9 protein-coding genes are annotated in these 16781 nt (G+C 72.4%); 1 reads left to right on the top strand and 8 read right to left on the bottom strand.

Going from position 1 to position 16781, the window contains the following annotated elements; genetic code table 11:
- Positions 1–25: 25 nt before the first annotated feature.
- From AQJ67_RS26575 to AQJ67_RS26545, 7 genes are all read right to left on the bottom strand, one after another.
- Positions 26–1639, bottom strand: a complete 1614-nt coding sequence (locus AQJ67_RS26575) for a succinic semialdehyde dehydrogenase (RefSeq protein WP_062721811.1) — start codon at positions 1637–1639, stop codon at positions 26–28.
- A gap of 133 nt (positions 1640–1772) precedes the next feature.
- Complete coding sequence (locus AQJ67_RS26570; RefSeq protein WP_062721810.1) at positions 1773–3479, bottom strand: serine/threonine-protein kinase; 1707 nt, start codon at positions 3477–3479, stop codon at positions 1773–1775.
- A gap of 40 nt (positions 3480–3519) precedes the next feature.
- Positions 3520–5160 (bottom strand): serine/threonine-protein kinase, encoded by a 1641-nt coding sequence (locus AQJ67_RS26565; protein WP_062721809.1) that lies wholly within the window; start codon positions 5158–5160, stop codon positions 3520–3522.
- 92 nt (positions 5161–5252) lie between these two features.
- Positions 5253–6473 (bottom strand): serine/threonine-protein kinase, encoded by a 1221-nt coding sequence (locus AQJ67_RS26560; RefSeq protein ID WP_062721808.1) that lies wholly within the window; start codon positions 6471–6473, stop codon positions 5253–5255.
- Between the two features lie 104 nt (positions 6474–6577).
- Entirely contained in the window at positions 6578–8266 is a 1689-nt protein-coding gene (locus AQJ67_RS26555) for a serine/threonine-protein kinase (RefSeq protein ID WP_062721807.1), read from the bottom strand.
- A 162-nt stretch (positions 8267–8428) separates the two neighbouring features.
- The gene (locus AQJ67_RS26550) at positions 8429–11185 is read right to left on the bottom strand and encodes a protein kinase (RefSeq protein ID WP_062722058.1); all 2757 of its coding nucleotides are present in this window, start codon (positions 11183–11185) and stop codon (positions 8429–8431) included.
- Between the two features lie 185 nt (positions 11186–11370).
- Positions 11371–13512 carry a serine/threonine-protein kinase gene (locus AQJ67_RS26545; RefSeq protein WP_062721806.1) on the bottom strand — a complete coding sequence of 714 codons (2142 nt, stop codon included), beginning with the start codon at positions 13510–13512 and terminating at the stop codon, positions 11371–11373.
- Between the two features lie 210 nt (positions 13513–13722).
- Between AQJ67_RS26545 and AQJ67_RS26540 the strand changes: the two genes are divergently transcribed.
- The gene (locus tag AQJ67_RS26540; protein WP_062722057.1) at positions 13723–14808 is read left to right on the top strand and encodes a serine hydrolase domain-containing protein; all 1086 of its coding nucleotides are present in this window, start codon (positions 13723–13725) and stop codon (positions 14806–14808) included.
- An 84-nt stretch (positions 14809–14892) separates the two neighbouring features.
- Here AQJ67_RS26540 and AQJ67_RS26535 read toward each other — a convergent pair whose 3' ends face one another.
- Positions 14893–16599, bottom strand: a complete 1707-nt coding sequence (locus AQJ67_RS26535) for a glycerol-3-phosphate dehydrogenase/oxidase (protein ID WP_062721805.1) — start codon at positions 16597–16599, stop codon at positions 14893–14895.
- Between the last annotated feature and the right edge of the window lie 182 nt (positions 16600–16781).

Below are 16781 nucleotides of genomic sequence, written 5' to 3'. Positions count from 1 at the left end.
GGTGCGGCGGCTGGAAAGCCGGGCTCTAGCGGAAACGGAACGCCTTCATCAGCCGGAGGCTGCGGCTCATGAACTGCGCGTACTTCTCGTCGTCCATCCCCAGCGACGGCGCCATCGGCAGCAGCCGCTGCTGGGCGACCGTCTGGGCCTCCGTGTACTTGAGGATGCCCTCGGAGCCGTGCCGGCGGCCGAGGCCGGAGTCCTTCATGCCGCCCATCGGGGACTGGACGCTGCCGTAGGCGGGGGCGTAGCCCTCGTTGACGTTGACCGTGCCGGTGCGCAGCCGGGCGGCGACCGCGCGGCCGCGGCTGCCGTTCTTCGTCCAGACCGAGGAGTTGAGGCCGTACGGCGTGGAGTTGGCGTGGTCGACGGCCTCGTCCTCGGTCTTGAAACGGTAGATGGAGACGACCGGGCCGAAGGTCTCCTCGGCGCAGACGCTCATCTCGGGCTCGACGCCGTCGAGGATGGTCGGCTCGAAGAAGTACGGGCCGATGTCGGGACGGGCCACGCCGCCGGCGACGAGCTTCGCGCCCTTCGCCACGGCCTCCTCCACATGCCGGGTGACCGTCTCCAACTGGCGCTCGCCCACCAGGGAGCCCATGTCGGCGCCGTACGCGAGGGACTTGCCGAGCCGCATCGCCTTGGTGCGGGCGGCGAAGCGCTCGACGAAGGCGTCCGCGATCGACTCGTGGACGTAGAGCCGCTCGATGGAGATGCACAGCTGGCCGGCGGAGGAGAAGCAGGCGCGGACGGCGCCCGCGGCGGCCTTCTCGACGTCGGCGTCCTGAAGGACGAGCATGGCGTTCTTGCCGCCGAGTTCGAGGGAGACGCCGACCAGGCGGGCGGCGGCACCCTGGGCGACCTGGCGGCCGGTGCGGGTGGAGCCGGTGAAGGAGACGTAGTCGGCGTGCTTGACGACCTCGGGGCCGACGACCGGGCCCTCGCCGAGCACGACCTGGAAGACGTCGGCGGGCAGACCAGCCTCTATGAGCAGGTCACGGGCCCACAGAGCGGTGAGGCAGGTCTCCGTGTCCGGCTTCATGACGACCGCGTTGCCCGTGACGAACGCGGGGAGCGCGTCGCCGACGGAGAGCTCCAGGGGGTAGTTCCAGGGGGCGATCTGGCCTACGACGCCGCGCGGGTGGCGCAGTTCGGTGACGCGGGTGAGCGTGGGCATGGCGCCCGCGTGCCGCTTGGGCTTGAGGTAGGCGGGGGCCTTGCGGCCGTAGTGGCGGGCCGCGACGGCTACGGCCTGCACCTCCTCGTGGGCGTGCAGCCGGGCCTTGCCGGTCTCCAGCTGGATGAGGTCGAGGACCTCGGCCTGGCGTTCGAGCAGCAGGTCGTGGAAGCGGAGCAGGACGGCGGCACGCTGCCGTACCGGAACCTGCGCCCAGACGGCCTGGGCCAGGCGGGCCGCCTCGAAGGCCTGCCGTACGTCCTCGGGCGTCGATTCGGGCAGGTCGGCCAGCTTCTCGCCGGTGAACGGCGTGTGGTTGGCGGTGCGACCGGAGCCGACCACGCCCTTGGTGAGCTGGGCCACCAGCTCGGGGGTGACCACGTCGGCTGCGGTACGGGCGCCCTCCGGGGCGGGGGCGAGGGGGTTCGTGCCGGTCTTGGCCGGGGCCTGCGCGTCCGTCATGAGGCGCAGGGTATGCCGGAGGGCCGGGCTTTGTGTACCCGTCGGTAACGGGGATTCACCGACTGCTCACATGCCGCCAGTGTCCACTGGCAACAAACGCGCTGATCAGGGCGTTGCCGGGGCCGGTGCCGGGTCACTCGATCTCGAGTCGGTCACGGGCGCCCTTGAAGACGGCGGTGCCTTCCTTCTCCCGCGCGGTTCCCTTCGGCATCGTGACGCGCAGTGCGTACAGGCGGCCGTCGTCGGTCTTGACGAACAGCTCCATCACACGGGTCGGGACGTCGCCGTCCTCATAGGCGGTGTCGGCGAGGACGGCGTCGTAGCCCTGGAAGCCGGTGTCGTTGTACTGGGTGGCGGCCCTGTCGTCCGTCAGTTTCCAGTAGCTGGAGTGCAGGCCCGCTTGGCTCCTGACCGGCCCGGAGACCTTGTCCCACCGGGTGAGCCGGACGCTGATGCGGTCGCCCTCGTAGATCACGAGCCGAGGCTGGTCGGTCGGGCTGCCCTGGCGGTGCAGCAGCTCGTACCGGCTCGGCACGGAGAGGACGGCGCCCAGCTTCTCCTCGCGGTGACCGGTCCAGGTGAGGTCGGTGGGGCTGGGAGTGGACGCCGGGGCGAGGGGGGCGGTGTAGACGGGGTTCATCACCTTGCCGTCGTCGTTGTCGACGAGGAAGGAGGAGGTGGTGAACCAGGTGCCGGCGACCAGGAGGACGCCCAGGACGGCGACCGGGACAGGGCGCAGCAGCCAGGAGCGGCGCTGGGACCCGGAGGCCGTGGGAGGCCCGGTGACCTCCGCGCCGGAGGTTCCCTCGGTGGCTTCGGACGTCGGCTCGGGCGCCGGCTCGTCCGCCTCTCGGGCCGCCGCCTCGCTCCTCAGCCGTACCGTGCCCGAGTCCTCCGCGAACTCCCGCAGCCCTGAAGCGTCCTGTGACTCCTCCCCTGCCGGCCCCCCGGAGGGCACCGGCACCGGCCACCCCTCCACCACCGCCTCCAGCACCGCACCGACCTCGTCCGCGCCGGGCCGCCGGTCGGGGTCCTTCACCAGCAGTCGCAGGAGCAGCGGCCCCAGCGGCCCCGCCTGCTTCGGCTCGGGCGGGTCGGCGGCGAGGATCGCGGCGAGCGTGGACTCCAGGGTCGTACGGCGGAACGGGGACCAGCCCTCGACGGCGGCGTACAGCAGAACGCCCAGCGACCACAGGTCGGAGGCGGGGCCGGCGCCGCGGCCGGACATCCGTTCCGGGGCGATGAACTCCAGGGAGCCGACGAACTCGCCGCTGGCGGTGAGGGATTCCTCGCCCTGGATGTGGGCGATGCCGAAGTCGGTGAGGACGACGCGGCGGTGGGGGTTCCCCCGCTTGAGCGCATTCGATAGCGGCGGAGGGCCGAGCAGTACGTTGGCGGGCTTGACGTCGCGGTGGACGATGCCGACGGCGTGCGCGGCGCGCAGGGCGCCGAGGACGGCGAGGCCGATACGGGCGGCCTCGGTCGCCTCCAGCGGGCCGCGCCGCAGGAGTTCGTGCAGGGACTCGCCGCGGACCAGCTCCATGACGATCCAGGGCAGGGTGTCCTCGACGACGACGTCGTGGATGGCGACGGCGGCCGGATGCTCGACGCGGGCGGCGGCGCGGGCCTCACGGTAGAGCCGGTTAGCGGCGCGCTGATGCGCCGCGTCCTCCGGGTCACCGGGCAACCTCGGCTGCTTGACGGCGACTTCGCGGCCCACCAGCTCGTCGGCCGCCCGCCAGACGGTGCCCATGCCGCCGGAGCCGATGCGCTCGATCAGGCGGTAACGCCCGCCGATCACACGCCCGTTGGGCCCGGTGCGGGCACCGTCTTCGCTCATGTGTCCCATGACTACCTTGCGGGACCGGCCCTTGGCCAGTTCAGAGATCGTCGATCTTCAGGTTGTCGACGGCCGTCTGCGCCACCTCGCGTCCGCGGTCCGTGAAGTCGCCCTTGCCGGGGTAGTTGACGGTGAGCTTGTACATGTTCCCGGCCGAGGTCTTGTAGTAGAAGATCCTCATCTCGCGCGGACGGGGGTTCTGGCTGTCGGTGGTGGTGTAGGCGACGGTGTTCTCGGCAGCCGACTTGCCCTGGTACGTGGTCTCGCCCTCGGGCTTGGTCCGAGCGCCCTCGGCCATGTTGAGGTCGTAGGCGGTGCCTTCCTTGAAGTCGCTGTTGTCGTCGTACATCTCGGCGGCCGCGGAGTCGGCGATACTGTTGCCCGTGTCCTCGGCCTTCTTGTCGAGCCTCAGGCCGATCCAGATGGCACCGCTCTCATCGGTGTACGTCACCCAGTGGCCGTCGTCCGTCTCGTCCGGCACGCCCCGCTTGTACCCGTCGGGCACCGCGAGGGAAGCGCCCAGGACCTTCTCCTCACGGACCTTCCAGTGGTCCGGCAACGGCCCCGCGAACGGATCGGCGACCACCAGATACGCGCCCACCGCCCCGGCGACGACCGCCGCACCGATGCCGAGCAGCGCCTTGGGCCCCAGCACGATGCCCCTCTTGACGCTCTCGGGTATCCGTACGACCTGCGTGGCGGCCTGCACCGGCGGATTGGCGGCCTGTTCCAGCAGCGCACGCGTCCGCGCGGCGTCGGGGCGGCGCGCCGGGTCCTTCTGGAGCAGGCCGTTGATGGCCTCGGCGAGCGGACCCTGGGCCGCGGCGGGCAGTGCGGGCGTGGCGTTGAGGACCGACTGCAGGGTGGCGGGGGTGTTGCTGCGGCGGAACGGCGAGACGCCCTCCGTCGCCGCGTAGAGCACGACGCCCAGGGACCACAGGTCGCTCGCGGGTCCCGGGCGCTGGCCCAGCACCCGCTCCGGCGCGATGTACTCGGGCGAGCCGACGAAGCCGCCGGTGTCGGTCAGGTTGGTCTCGCCCTCGATCTGGGCGATGCCGAAGTCGGTGAGGACGACGCGGTCGTGGCGGCCGAGCATGACGTTGTCCGGCTTCACGTCGCGGTGCAGGATGCCCGCCGCGTGCGCGGCCTCCAGCGCGCCGAGCACTTCGAGGCCGATTCTCGCCGCGTCCCGGGCGCCGAGGGTGCCCTCCTGGAGCGCGTCGCCCAGCGAACGGCCCTGCACCAGCTCCATCACGATCCACGGCCGGCCGTCCACGACGGCGACGTCATGCACGTTCACGACCGCGGGATGGTCGAGCCGGGCCGCGGCGCGCGCCTCGCGACGCATGCGCTCGTACGCGTTGGCACGTTCACGTTCGGGAAGGTGGTCCGGTACGCGGGGCTCCTTGACGGCGACCTCGCGGTCCACCGTCTCGTCCTTGGCCCGCCAGACGGTGCCCATGCCGCCGTGGCCGAGCTTGGCCAGCAGCCGGTAACGGCCCGCGATCAGCCGTCCGGTGCCGGGGTCCGGGGTGGGCGCGGAGGGTGCGGCGGGCGGGGCGGGTGTCGCGTACGGGTTGTCCGGGTGGGGGACGACCGGGGGCAGGTTCGGCTGCGGCGGTTGCAGTTCGAAACTCGTCGGCTCGTCGGACCGGTAAGGGGCTCCCCCGTTGCTGCTCATGCGTCCATCCATATCTCGGCAAGCGGTTCGACATCCAGCATGAATGCTTTCCGGTCACAGAGCCGTGACGCGGATCGCTCCTTATCCACCCTTTATTCGGAGTTGGCGGGCAAGGGAGTGGAGGTGCCGGGCGAGGAGGACGTGCTGGGCGATGGGGACGTACTCGGCGAAGGCGGTGTACTCGGCGCATGCGAAGTATTCGGCGCATGCGATGTATTCGGCGAAGGCGACCTGCTCGGCGACGGCGTCGTAGCGGTCGCCCCGCCCGACGTCGCCGGCGCCGAGGTGGTCGGCACCACACCCCCGTCCCCGTCCCCGCCCCCGTTCACCAGCAGCGCCGCCGCCGACACCCCCGCCACCGCCATCGCGGCGACCAGCACCACGGTGGCGAGCATGCTGCGGGTCGAGTGCCGGCGCTCCGCCGCGACGCCACCCGGCACGGCGGCGACGGTCCTGCCGAACCGTTTCAGCACGGGCGCGCTCCCCGTCTCCAGGAACTCCCGCAGCATCCGCTCCGCCCCCGCCGCGTCCAGCCGCCGCCCGGGGTCCCGTTCCAGCAGCCCCGCCACGACGGCGAGGATCGGCGCCGCCTGCGCGGGCGGGCGTATCTCGTCGGACACCACGGCGAGCACGATGCCGCTCAACGAGTCGCGCCGGAACGGCGATTCACCGCTCAGGGCCGCGCACAGCAACGCGCCCACGGACCACAGGTCGGCTGCGGGACCGGTCCTGGAGCCGGACATCCGCTCGGGCGCGGTGTACTCGGGCGAGCCGACGAAGGACCCGGACTCGGTGAGCGTGGAGGTGCCCGGGACCTGAGCGATGCCGAAGTCGGTGAGGACGACACGGTCGGTGCCGTTCTCGATGAGCACGTTGGCCGGTGTGATGTCCCGGTGCAGGACCCCGGCGGCGTGGGCCGTGCTCAGCGCGCTCAGCAGGTCGATGCCGATCCGGGCGGCCTCCTGCGCGTCAACCGGCCCGTGCGCGGCGATCCGGTCGGCCAGGGAGTCCCCGTCGACCAGCTCCATGACGATGTACGGGCGTTCGTCGTCCTTCAGGATGTCGTGGACGACGATGACGTGCGGGTGGCTCAGCTGTGCCACCGCCTGGGCCTCGCGCAGGGTGCGCTCGCGCTGGCGCCGGGCCTCGGCCGCGGAGAGGGTCTCGTCGAGGGGGAGTTCCTTGACGGCCACCTGCCGTCCGAGCAACTGGTCGGTCGCCCGCCACACGACGCCCATACCGCCGCGACCGAGCTGCGCCTCAAGGCGGTAACGCCCCGCGATCACACGGAAGTTGGCTCCCTCGGTCCCCATGGGCCCCATCATGCAGCACCGGACGGATCGACTCCGGGGCGCCGATCGGCCAACTCTGCAAAGGAGCAAAGGGTTTCAAAAGCCGCTCGCCGACCTTCGGACGCTCAGGATCCGCTCGTCTGCCAGCCCTGCAGCACCGCCGTGAACTGCTTGCGGGTGGCCTCCCAGTCGGCCACGGGCGAGGACATGTAGATCGCGTACTCCGTGCCGTCCCGGTCGATGTACGCCTGGTCGATGGCCCGGCGCGGCCCGGGGAAAGGCGTGTCCTTGGCCAGCGCGGTCCACGTGTACTCCCACAGGGAGCCCTCGCGGTCGCGGTAGAGGTCCTTCTTCAGGGACACCGTCGCGTAGTCGGCCAGGTGCCGCCGCAGGTAGTCCTCCAGGTCCCGCTGGTGGTCGTAGGCGTTCGCGAAGTCGGGCGAGGTGTCGACGGCGATACGGACGAAGTGCTCACCGCCGTCGGGCGTGTAGTCGACCTGCTGGAGACCTTCGATCTCCTTGCCGACCACCTCCCGCTTCCAGCCCTTGGGCAGGTAAAGGGTGAAGCCCAGGGGGTCCTTGTAGCGGACCCAGGACGCGGGGACGCCGGCCTCCTGGTCCGGCGACTCGCTCGCCGTGGGGCCGGGCGTGGCCGAGGAGGACGTGCCGCCCGTTTCCGTCCCCCATTTCTGCAGCACCACCGCCGTGCCCCCGCCGACGATCGCGGCGAGCGCGACGACGAGGGCGAGCGTGCGCAGCCGGCGGCGGCGCCTGGGCGGCCGGGCGGGCGCGGCACCGGTACCCGTGCCGATACCGGTACCCGCGGTGCCGTAGGGCGAGCCGATCGTCGTCGGGCCCGCCATCGGCGGGTACGGCGTGCCGGTCGCCGCCGTCACGGCCCCGGTGGGCGCGGCTCCCCCGGTGTGCGCGGCCCCTGTGCGCGCGTCCGGCTCATACCGTGTGTGCTGTGTCGGCACGTACGCCTGTGCCGCGTTCGGCCGCCTTCCCTCCGCCGCCTCGGCCAGCATCTGCTCGGCCTCGGCGGCGTCGGGCCGGGTGGCCGGATCCTTGCGCAGCAGGGCGCTGATCACGGGCGTGAGCGGGCCGGCGTGCCGCGGCTCGGCGGCCTCCTCCTCGACGACGGCCTGCATGGTGCCCAGCGGCGAGGTGCGGCGGAACGGCGAGCGGCCCTCGACAGCCGTGTAGAGCGTGGCGCCGAGCGCCCACAGGTCGGAGGCGGGGCCGGGGTCGTGGCCGCGGACGCGCTCGGGGGCGAGGTAGTCGACCGAGCCGACGACCTCGCCGGTACGGGTGATGGTGGTGTCGCCCTCGATCTGGGCGATTCCGAAGTCGGTGAGGAGGACCCGGCGGTCCTCGGAGAGCAGGACGTTTCCGGGCTTGATGTCGCGATGCAGGACGCCGGCGGAGTGGGCGGCGCGCAGCGCCCGCAGCACCCACAGGCCGATCCGGGCGGCCTCGGCCGGCTCGACGCGTCCCTGCTCCTTGACCTCGTCGGCCAGCGAGTGGCCCTCGACCAGCTCCATCACGATCCACGGCCGGCCGTCGTGCTCCAGCACGTCGTGCACGGTGACGACGGCGGAATGGTTGATACGGGCGGCGGCGCGGGCCTCGGCGCGGGTGCGGGCGAGCAGCCGGTCCTGGTCGCTCTCGGAGACGTAGAGCGCCGCGGTCAGCTCCTTGATCGCGACGGCCCGATGCAGCACCTCATCGTGCGCACGCCACACCCGCCCCATACCGCCGCTGCCGATCGCGTCGGCGAGCCGGTAGCGGCCCGAAACGAGCTGGCCCTGCATCTGATTCACGTTGCCCCGCAATGCTCTTGACACGCTCAGGTTAAGGACCGGCCGACGCGACCGGAACCACGGGGGTGCCAAGGAGACCGCACTGTGATGGTTGTCGCTTTCGGCGCCGGGAAGCAACCTGGAGCGGCTGTCACACAGGGTTCACGGACGCAATCACCCGGTGACCTGATACGTCGCCGACGCCTGCTCGAACAGCCGGGTCACCTCGTCCCGCTCGGCGTCCGGACCGCGCACCTGCACCACGTGGTACCGCCCGTCGACCAGGATCGCGACATTGCGCACGAACAGCTCGCGCCCCTGGTCGTCGGTCCAGGTGAACTGCCCCTCGGCCATAACCCGCTCGCCGACCTGAATGGTCTTCAGTCCGCCGGAGGAGGCCCAGCTGGAGTCCCGGTACGGCTGCAACTCCCGCTCGTGCTCCCGCTGGTAGACCATCGGGTCGCTGCCGTACCGGTCGGCGGTGTCCCGGCCCTTCACGACGATGAGGTCGAAGTCGCCGTGCGAGTACACGACCTGCCCACGCCCGTTCTCCGGGGTGCGGTTCCATCCGTTGGCGACGGCGATCCGGAACCCGGCCGCGTCCTCGCGCAGGGTGAAACCGTCCGGGACGTCGGGATCGTCGGGGCTCTTGGTCTGCGTCTCGGTCGAACCGGCCGACTCCGAGGGGTCGTTTCCGGATCCGGGTGAGGTCTGCTCGGGCCGCGGCTCGCTGCTCGCCTCGGCGGACTGCTCGGGTTCCGCCCCGCCGGCCTGGCCCGCGGCGCCGGTGCGGCCGGCGTCGGCCGTGGCGCCGTCGCCCTGGTCGGCCTTGGGCATGAACAGCATGGCGTACGCGATGGCCGCGGCCATCCCGAGCAGCACCAGCACCAGCAGCGTACGTCCGAGCCTGCGGGGCGAATGCCCCGTCTCCCGCCTGGCCCGCTTGTGCCGCCCGTGATGCGCGGGCAGTCCGGCCCGGCGCCTGCGCACCAGCTCGCCCCGGCGCCGCACGATCGGCAGCCGGTTGGGGTCGACCGGCGGGGCGGGAACGACATGCGTGCCGGCCTCCGGCTCGGGCGCGGACCGTACGAGCGAGCGCAGCCAGCCCCGCAGCTCCTCGAAGTCGAGGCGCTCGGTGGGGTCCTGACGCAGCAGCGACTCCACGACCGGCCTGAGCGGCCCGCACTCCTCGGCGAAGGCCGGGGGCTCCGCGCACACCATCTGCACGAGCTCGGCCGTCGACTCCTCCGGATACGGCGCATGCCCCTGCACGGCCCGGAAGAGCAGCGCGCCGAGAGCCCACAGGTCGGTCGCGGGCCCGATCGGCGCGGCAAGCTGCCAGTTCTCATGCACGGGCCCGGCCTGCTCCGGCGCCCACCGCTCGGTCACCGGCCCGACCACAGCCATCCGCGCCTGCCGCGCCCGCTCCGCGGCAAGCGCGGTGGTGGGCCCACGGTGAACGGGAGCACCGGTCACGAGGTCGTCCCAGCGGGCCGGGGGGCGGGGGGAGGGGCCATCGGCGGGAAGGCCCTGCGCGGGGACGCCTTGCGCGGGGACACCCGCGGGGGTGCCGGACGGGGTGCCGAGACCGCCGGAGTGGGCGCCTGGTACGGCCGGGGAGTGCGGGGCTGGGCCACCAACGGGCCCACCCTGCGCGGGGACGCCCGCGGGGGTGCCGGGCGGGGTGCCGAGACCGCCGGGGTGGGCGCCCGGGGCGCCCGGGGGGAGTGCCGTACGGCCGCGTGTGTCGTCCGTGGGTGTACCGGGGGCCCCGCCTCGGGGCGCGGCGCCGGGCCAGGAGGGGGCCCCTACGCCGTACGGGTCGGCGATCCGGCCCGGGGGCGTGGCCGTGCCGCTGCCGGAGCCGTACGGCTGTTGCGCCGCGCCGTTGGCCAGGGCGGCGGGGCCGTTCTCGGGCGCCGGGCGGGCGCCGGGCAGCGCGGCGCGTCCGTTCTGCGTCTCCTGCACCCGGGCGGCGGCTCGGGCACCCGCCCGGTACGCGGCGATGGCTCCGGCCCGCGCGGCCCTGATGTCCCCGCCGGTCTCCAGGGCACCGCGCGGTGCCCCGCCCGGCGCCTCGGTCCCGGTGCCCGCGTCGGCCCCGGGCACCGGCAGCGCTCCGGTCGCACGCGCCTCGATGGCGGCACGCCGGGCGGCCTCGGGGTCCGTGCCGGCCGCTCCGGGGCCGCCGATCGCCGGCTCACCCGCGCGCGGACCGGGAGGCACGGCCACCCCCGCGCCGCCGGGGCCGCCACCGAACGTCCCGGACGCGCCGCCCTCGCTCTGGTCCCCGTCACCGTCCTCGACCGGCACCGGGTCATACCCGCACAGCGCCTCCTCCGCGGCCCCGACCGCGAGCCCGGTGAGCATCACCCGGCCGTCGTCGCAGACGAGCACCGTGCGGGCGGTGATGTTCCGGTGGACCCAGCCGTGCGCGTGCAGCACCCGCAGCGCCATGAGGACGTCGGAGGCGACCTCGGCCGCCCGATACGGCGTCAGCGGCTTCTCGGCGAGCAGCGCGGCCAGCGGGCGCGCGGCCACGAACTCACTCACTATCCACAGGGAACCGCCCTCGGCGAACACGTCGAAGACCTGGTCCAGCCGGGGATGGTCGGGGATCCGCGCCGCGGCCTGCGCCGCCTCGACCGCCCGCCGCACGGCGGGGTCGCTGGGCCGGCGCGTGCTCGCCCGGGACGAGGAACGCCGTCCCGCCCCGCGCTCCCGCGTCTCCCGTGCCGTGAACCCGGCGGGCAGCCCCTCGGCGTCCAGCACCTCCGCCTCGACGACCTCCGGCAACGGCACCTGCCGGACCAGGACTTCCTGCCCGCTGTAGGTGTCGAAGGCGCGGGTCTCGGTGAGTTCGTACTCGTCGGAGGGCGGCAGCGGCAGGCGGTAGCGGTCGGCGAGCACCCGACCCGCATAGTCCTCCACGTTGCCTCCCCCGGCCGCCCGGTTGGTCAATTCCGTTCGCCTTGCGTGCCGTTCCGGACGCACGACCAAATGCGTACGGTCCGCAAGCATTCACGATACGTGCCGGAGGCAACTCGCAAAGCGGGGTTGCCGTATCTCACGGCTCAATCCCGGCCCTCGCGAGCCCAAACCGAATTCCGCTCACTTCACGACTTCGGCTTGAACGATTCCGTCAGCGTCTTCCATGTGTCCTTGCGCAGCTCGCTGTCCCAATTCGAAGCTTTCGCCGTGTACATCAGCGCATGTCCGAGATGGTCGTCCACCACGAACCCACGGTCGATCGTGCGGTACTTCGTGCCGCCTTCGGCATAGGTGAACTCCCAGTCGGCCGTGTTCCAACCGCGGTACTCCACCTCCTCTATGCGGATCCGCTTGTACTGCGAGCGGACCATGCCCCGCTCCTGGTTCTTCCAGTCCGTCACCGGGTCGCCCTTCGGCGTGGACGTCCAGGCGACGAGGAGCTTCTGCCCGTCGGGCCCGGTGAACCGGTCGCCCGCCGACCCCGAGGACTGGAACTTCCACCCCGCGGGCAGCCCGATCGAGTACCCCTGGCTCCCCTTGTGGGTCGACGCGACCTTGCTGTCGCCGTCGGACCCCGCCTCTGCGCCGCTCCCGCCGGTCGCGCTCGGGCCGGCGCTCGGCGTCTTCCCGGTCTCCGCCGCTCCGGACCCCGAACCGGCCGTCGCGGACGCGGACTTCTCGCCGTCCGCCCGCGTGCCGTCGTTCTCGTCCGTCTTGGTGTCGGCACTGGCGCTCGCCTTGGCGGAAGCCTTGCCACCGCCGCCGTTCGCCGACGAATTCGAGTCGCCGTCGTCGCCGAGCGTGAGGGCCAGCACCACACCGAGCACGACCAGCGCCACGGCCACCGCGATGACCACCAACGTCCGCTTCGGCACCACATCGGTGAGCGGCGCCCTCGGCACCGGCCGCGGCGGCAGATCCGGCGGCGTCATCACGGGCCACCCGGAACTCCGGCCCCCGCTCTGCCCCTTCCCCGACTCCACATCCCGCTCACCGGCACCGACACCGACACCGACACCGGCAGAGTCGCCAGCACTGGCCCCGGCACCTGAACCGGCGGCAGCACCCGCCGCCCCGGCCCCGGAAGCCCGACGCACACCCGAAGCCGAATCCGAACCCCCGGCCTTCGCCGACGCCCCGGCCCCGCCCACTCCCGTAGACGCCGCCCCGGACTCCGAAACGGCCGCCTCGCTCCCGGACTTGGTACGCGCCGCAGCCGCCCCGGCCCCCGCACCCGCCGCGGCCTTCCGCACGGAACGCAGCGCCCCGCGCAGCCGCTCCCCGGCCTCCTCGCCCCGCTTGCTCCCGGACCCGGCGCCCGAACGGCCCTTGCCGTCGGGCTGCGGCGGCAACGGCACGACCTTCGTCGCGTCCGCCGGCTCCGGCTCGGCCTTGGGAGCGGGCGCGTGGACGACGGCGTTGAGCATCGCCCGCGCACCGGCGTCGTCCAGCCGCTTCTCGGGGTCCTTGGTGAGCAGACCGTAGATGACGTCCTTCAGCGGTCCCGCGTTCTTCGGCTCCTCCAGCGGCTCGGTCATCACCGCGGTGAGCGTCGCGATGGCGGAGCCCTTGTCGTACGGCGGGGTGCCCTCCACCGACGCGTACAGCAGCCCGCCCAGCGACCACAGGTCGGCCGCGGGGCCCGGCTTGTGACCGCGGGCCCGCTCCGGGGAGATGTAGGAGGGCGCGCCGACGAGCATGCCGGTCGAGGTGATGGAGGGGTCGCCCTCGACCTGGGCGATACCGAAGTCGGTGAGCACGACCCGGCCGGTGTCGGACTCCAGCAGGACGTTCGACGGCTTCACGTCACGGTGCAGGATGCCCTCGCGGTGCGCGGACCGCAGCACGTCGAGCACGGCGAGGCCCACCTCGGCCGCCCGCTTGGGCTCCAGGAGACCGTCCTCGCGGATGACCTCGGCGAGCGACTTGCCCTCGACGAGCTCCATCACGATCCACGGCCGGTCGTCCTCGTCGACCACGTCGAACACCGTCACGGCGCTGTTGTTGCGGATCCGCGCGATTGCCTTCGCCTCACGCAGGGTGCGCGTGATCAGCCGCCGCTTCTCCTCCTCGTCGATGTTCGACGGGAACCGCAGCTCCTTGACGGCGACGGTCCGTCCGAGAGTCTCGTCGACGGCACGCCACACCGTGCCCATGCCGCCCCTGCCGAGCACTCCGCCCAGCCGGTACCGCCCCGCGAGGAGACGCTCGCGGTCGTCCTGACGAGTGTCCTGACGAGATGTCCCCGCCCGCTCCGCCTCCGACATGCGTCCCCTCATACAACCCGCCCTGACAGAGCCTCCATTGTCTCTCACCCGACAAGTGCCCGACGCCCAGGGTGCCCCAGGCCCCACCACCCGACCGCACAGCCCTCGCCCGCACGGCACGGCGCCCTCGAGGCCCGGTGAATCGCGCGTTCCGCTTGACCGGCATGATGAGCCGCGACAAGGGAAGGAACCCGCATGGCACGACCGGCGATGCCCCTGCTCCGGACACTGGTGGCCCTGCCCGTGGCCCTGACGCTCATCGGCCTGGTGGCCCCGGCACTCCTCGGTCTGTCCTCCACCTCCTCCTCGACCCGCACCGCCTCGTCGTCCTCCACGGCACAGGCGACGGACTCCCTGCTACCGCGGCTGCTCACCCGGGGCAAGGCCACCGCCGCGGCCCTGCTGGCCCGCGAGACGACCGGTACCCATTACGCCGGGGCCGGCCAGGGCATCGCCCGCGCCGACCACTTCCGCGCCGGCAGCATCACCAAGACCTTCATCGCGACGGTCGTCCTGCAACTGGCCGCCGAGCGACGGCTGTCCCTCTCCGAGCCGGTGGAGCGGTACCTGCCGGGACTGGTGCGCGGGGCGGGCAACGACGGGCGCGCGCTGACCCTTCGTTCCCTGCTGACCCACACCAGCGGCCTGTACGACTACACCGCCGCGACCGGGGGCGCCGTCCCCCTCACACCGCTTCAGGCCGTGCGCATCGCGCTCACCCACCCCCCTGCCGAACCCGGCACCTTCTCCTACTCGAACACCAACTACGTCCTGCTCGGCCTGGTCGTCGAACACATCACCGGCCGCTCCTACGCCACCGAGACCGAGCGCCGGATCGTCGCTCCGCTGGGCCTGACCGGTACCTCCTTCCCTGGCTCCCGCACCTCGCTGCCCGCTCCGCACGGCCGTGCCTACGCCACCGACGGGACCGATGTCACCGAACTCGACCCGCGGGTGGCCGGCGCCTCGGGCGAGCTGGTGACCACGCTCGCCGACCTCGACCGCTTCTACGCCGCGCTGCTCGGCGGCCGACTGCTGCCCCCGCGCTGGCTGCGCGAGATGCTCGACACCCGTGCCGCGCATGGCTCGTACGGCATGGGGCTCTTTCCCCTGAAACTGCCCTGCGGCACCGTCGTCTGGGGGCACAACGGGCGCATCTCCGGCAGCTACGTGCGCTCCGCGGCCACCGTCGGCGGTCGTCGTGTCCTGACTTTCCGGGTGAACACGACGGCGATAGCGGATCCCGGTCTCGAACCCCGGCTGCTCGCCGCCGGGTTCTGCCCTCGCACCAAGTAGAACGGCCCGGGTTCGAGCGGAGATCCCAACTTCCGCCACCCGTTCGAGTGACGTTCCCGGGCTGGCCCCCCACCGGCCCGATCCCTACAGCGGCACGATGTCCGGCGCCCCCAACCGCGCCGCGTCCGCCGTCAGGTCGTCCGGCTGCCGCTGCGACTCACGCTCGGCCTCCACCCGCTTCTCGTAGTGCTGGATCTCGCGCTCGATGTGGTCCTTGTCCCAGCCCAGCACCGGCGCCATCAGCTCGGCCGCCTCACGCGCGCACCGCGTCCCCCGGTCGAACGTCTCGATGGAGATGCGCGTACGCCGCGTCAGCACGTCGTCCAGGTGCCGCGCCCCCTCGTGCGAGGCGGCGTAGACGACCTCGGCGCGCAGATAGTCGTCGGCGGAGTGCAGGGGCTCGCCCAGCGTGGGGTCGGCGGCGATGAGTTCGAGCACCTCCTCGGCCAGCGAGCCGTAACGGTTCAACAGGTGCTCCACGCGCACCACATGAATGCCCGTCCGCGCCGCGATCCGCGCACGCGCGTTCCACAGCGCCCGGTACCCCTCCGCGCCCAGCAGCGGAATGTCCTCCGTGACGCACTCGGCGACCCGCATGTCGAGCCCGTGCACCGCCGCGTCCACGGCGTCCTTGGCCATCACCCGGTACGTCGTGTACTTGCCGCCCGCCACGACCACGAGCCCCGGCACCGGGTGCGCCACCGTGTGCTCGCGCGACAGCTTGCTGGTGGCGTCCGACTCACCGGCGAGCAGTGGCCGCAGGCCCGCGTACACGCCCTCCACGTCGTCGCGGGTCAGCGGCACCGCGAGCACCGAGTTCACGTGTTCCAGCAGGTAGTCGATGTCGGCACTGGACGCGGCCGGGTGCGCCTTGTCGAGGTCCCAGTCGGTGTCGGTGGTGCCGACGATCCAGTGCCGGCCCCAGGGGATGACGAACAGCACCGACTTCTCGGTGCGCAGGATCAGGCCCGAGGTGGAGTGGATGCGGTCCTTGGGCACGACCAGGTGGATGCCCTTGGAGGCGCGCACATGGAACTGCCCGCGCTCCCCCACCATGGACTGGGTGTCGTCGGTCCACACACCGGTGGCGTTGACGATCTGCTTGGCGCGGATCTCGTACTCCCCGCCCGCCTCGACGTCCTGCACCCGGGCCCCGACGACCCGCTCGCCCTCGCGCAGAAACCCGGTCACACGCGCGCGGTTGGCGACTTTCGCGCCGTAGGCCGCCGCCGTGCGTACGAGGGTGGCCACATAGCGGGCGTCGTCCATCTGGGCGTCGTAGTACTGAAGGGCGCCGACCAGTGCGTCCTTCTTCAGCGCGGGGGCGATGCGCAAGGCGTGACGGCGGCTCAGGTGGCGGTGCAGGGGCATGCCCCGCCCGTGGCTGCGGGCCATCGACATGACGTCGTAGAGCAGGACGCCCGAACCGGCGTACAGGCGCTCCCAGCCCTTGTACTGGAGCGGGTAGAGGAAGGGCACCGGTTTCACCAGGTGCGGGGCCAGCCGCGACACCAACAGCCCGCGTTCCTTCAACGCCTCGCGTACGAGGGCGAAGTCGAGCATCTCCAGATAGCGCAGGCCGCCGTGGATCAGCTTGCTCGACCTGCTGGAGGTACCCGACGCCCAGTCGCGGGCCTCGACCAGGCCGGTGGACAGTCCCCGGGTGGCCGCGTCGAGGGCGGTGCCCGCACCCACGACGCCGGCGCCCACGACCAGTAGGTCCAGCTCGCGCTCGGCCATTGCTGCGAGTGACTCGGCGCGCTCCGCCGGCCCCAGTGTCGCTGTCCTCACCGCTGCCTCCCGCTCATCGGTCGCGTAGGCCGCACCCGTCGGGCGAAGCCCGCTTCGTACCCCCCATGCCCAGAATTCTGACCGGGTTGCCCGAGTTCAGCCACCACGCGCCCCCAGCCTGTGGACAACACTCCCGGAAACGCGATCATTCAATGCCGCAAATCGGTCATATTTACTCCTAG

Source organism: Streptomyces caeruleatus, from assembly GCF_001514235.1.
Lineage (GTDB): Bacteria > Actinomycetota > Actinomycetes > Streptomycetales > Streptomycetaceae > Streptomyces > Streptomyces caeruleatus.
The sequence above is the reverse complement of the archived record's forward strand: the minus strand, read 5'-3'. Positions and strand labels throughout refer to the sequence as shown.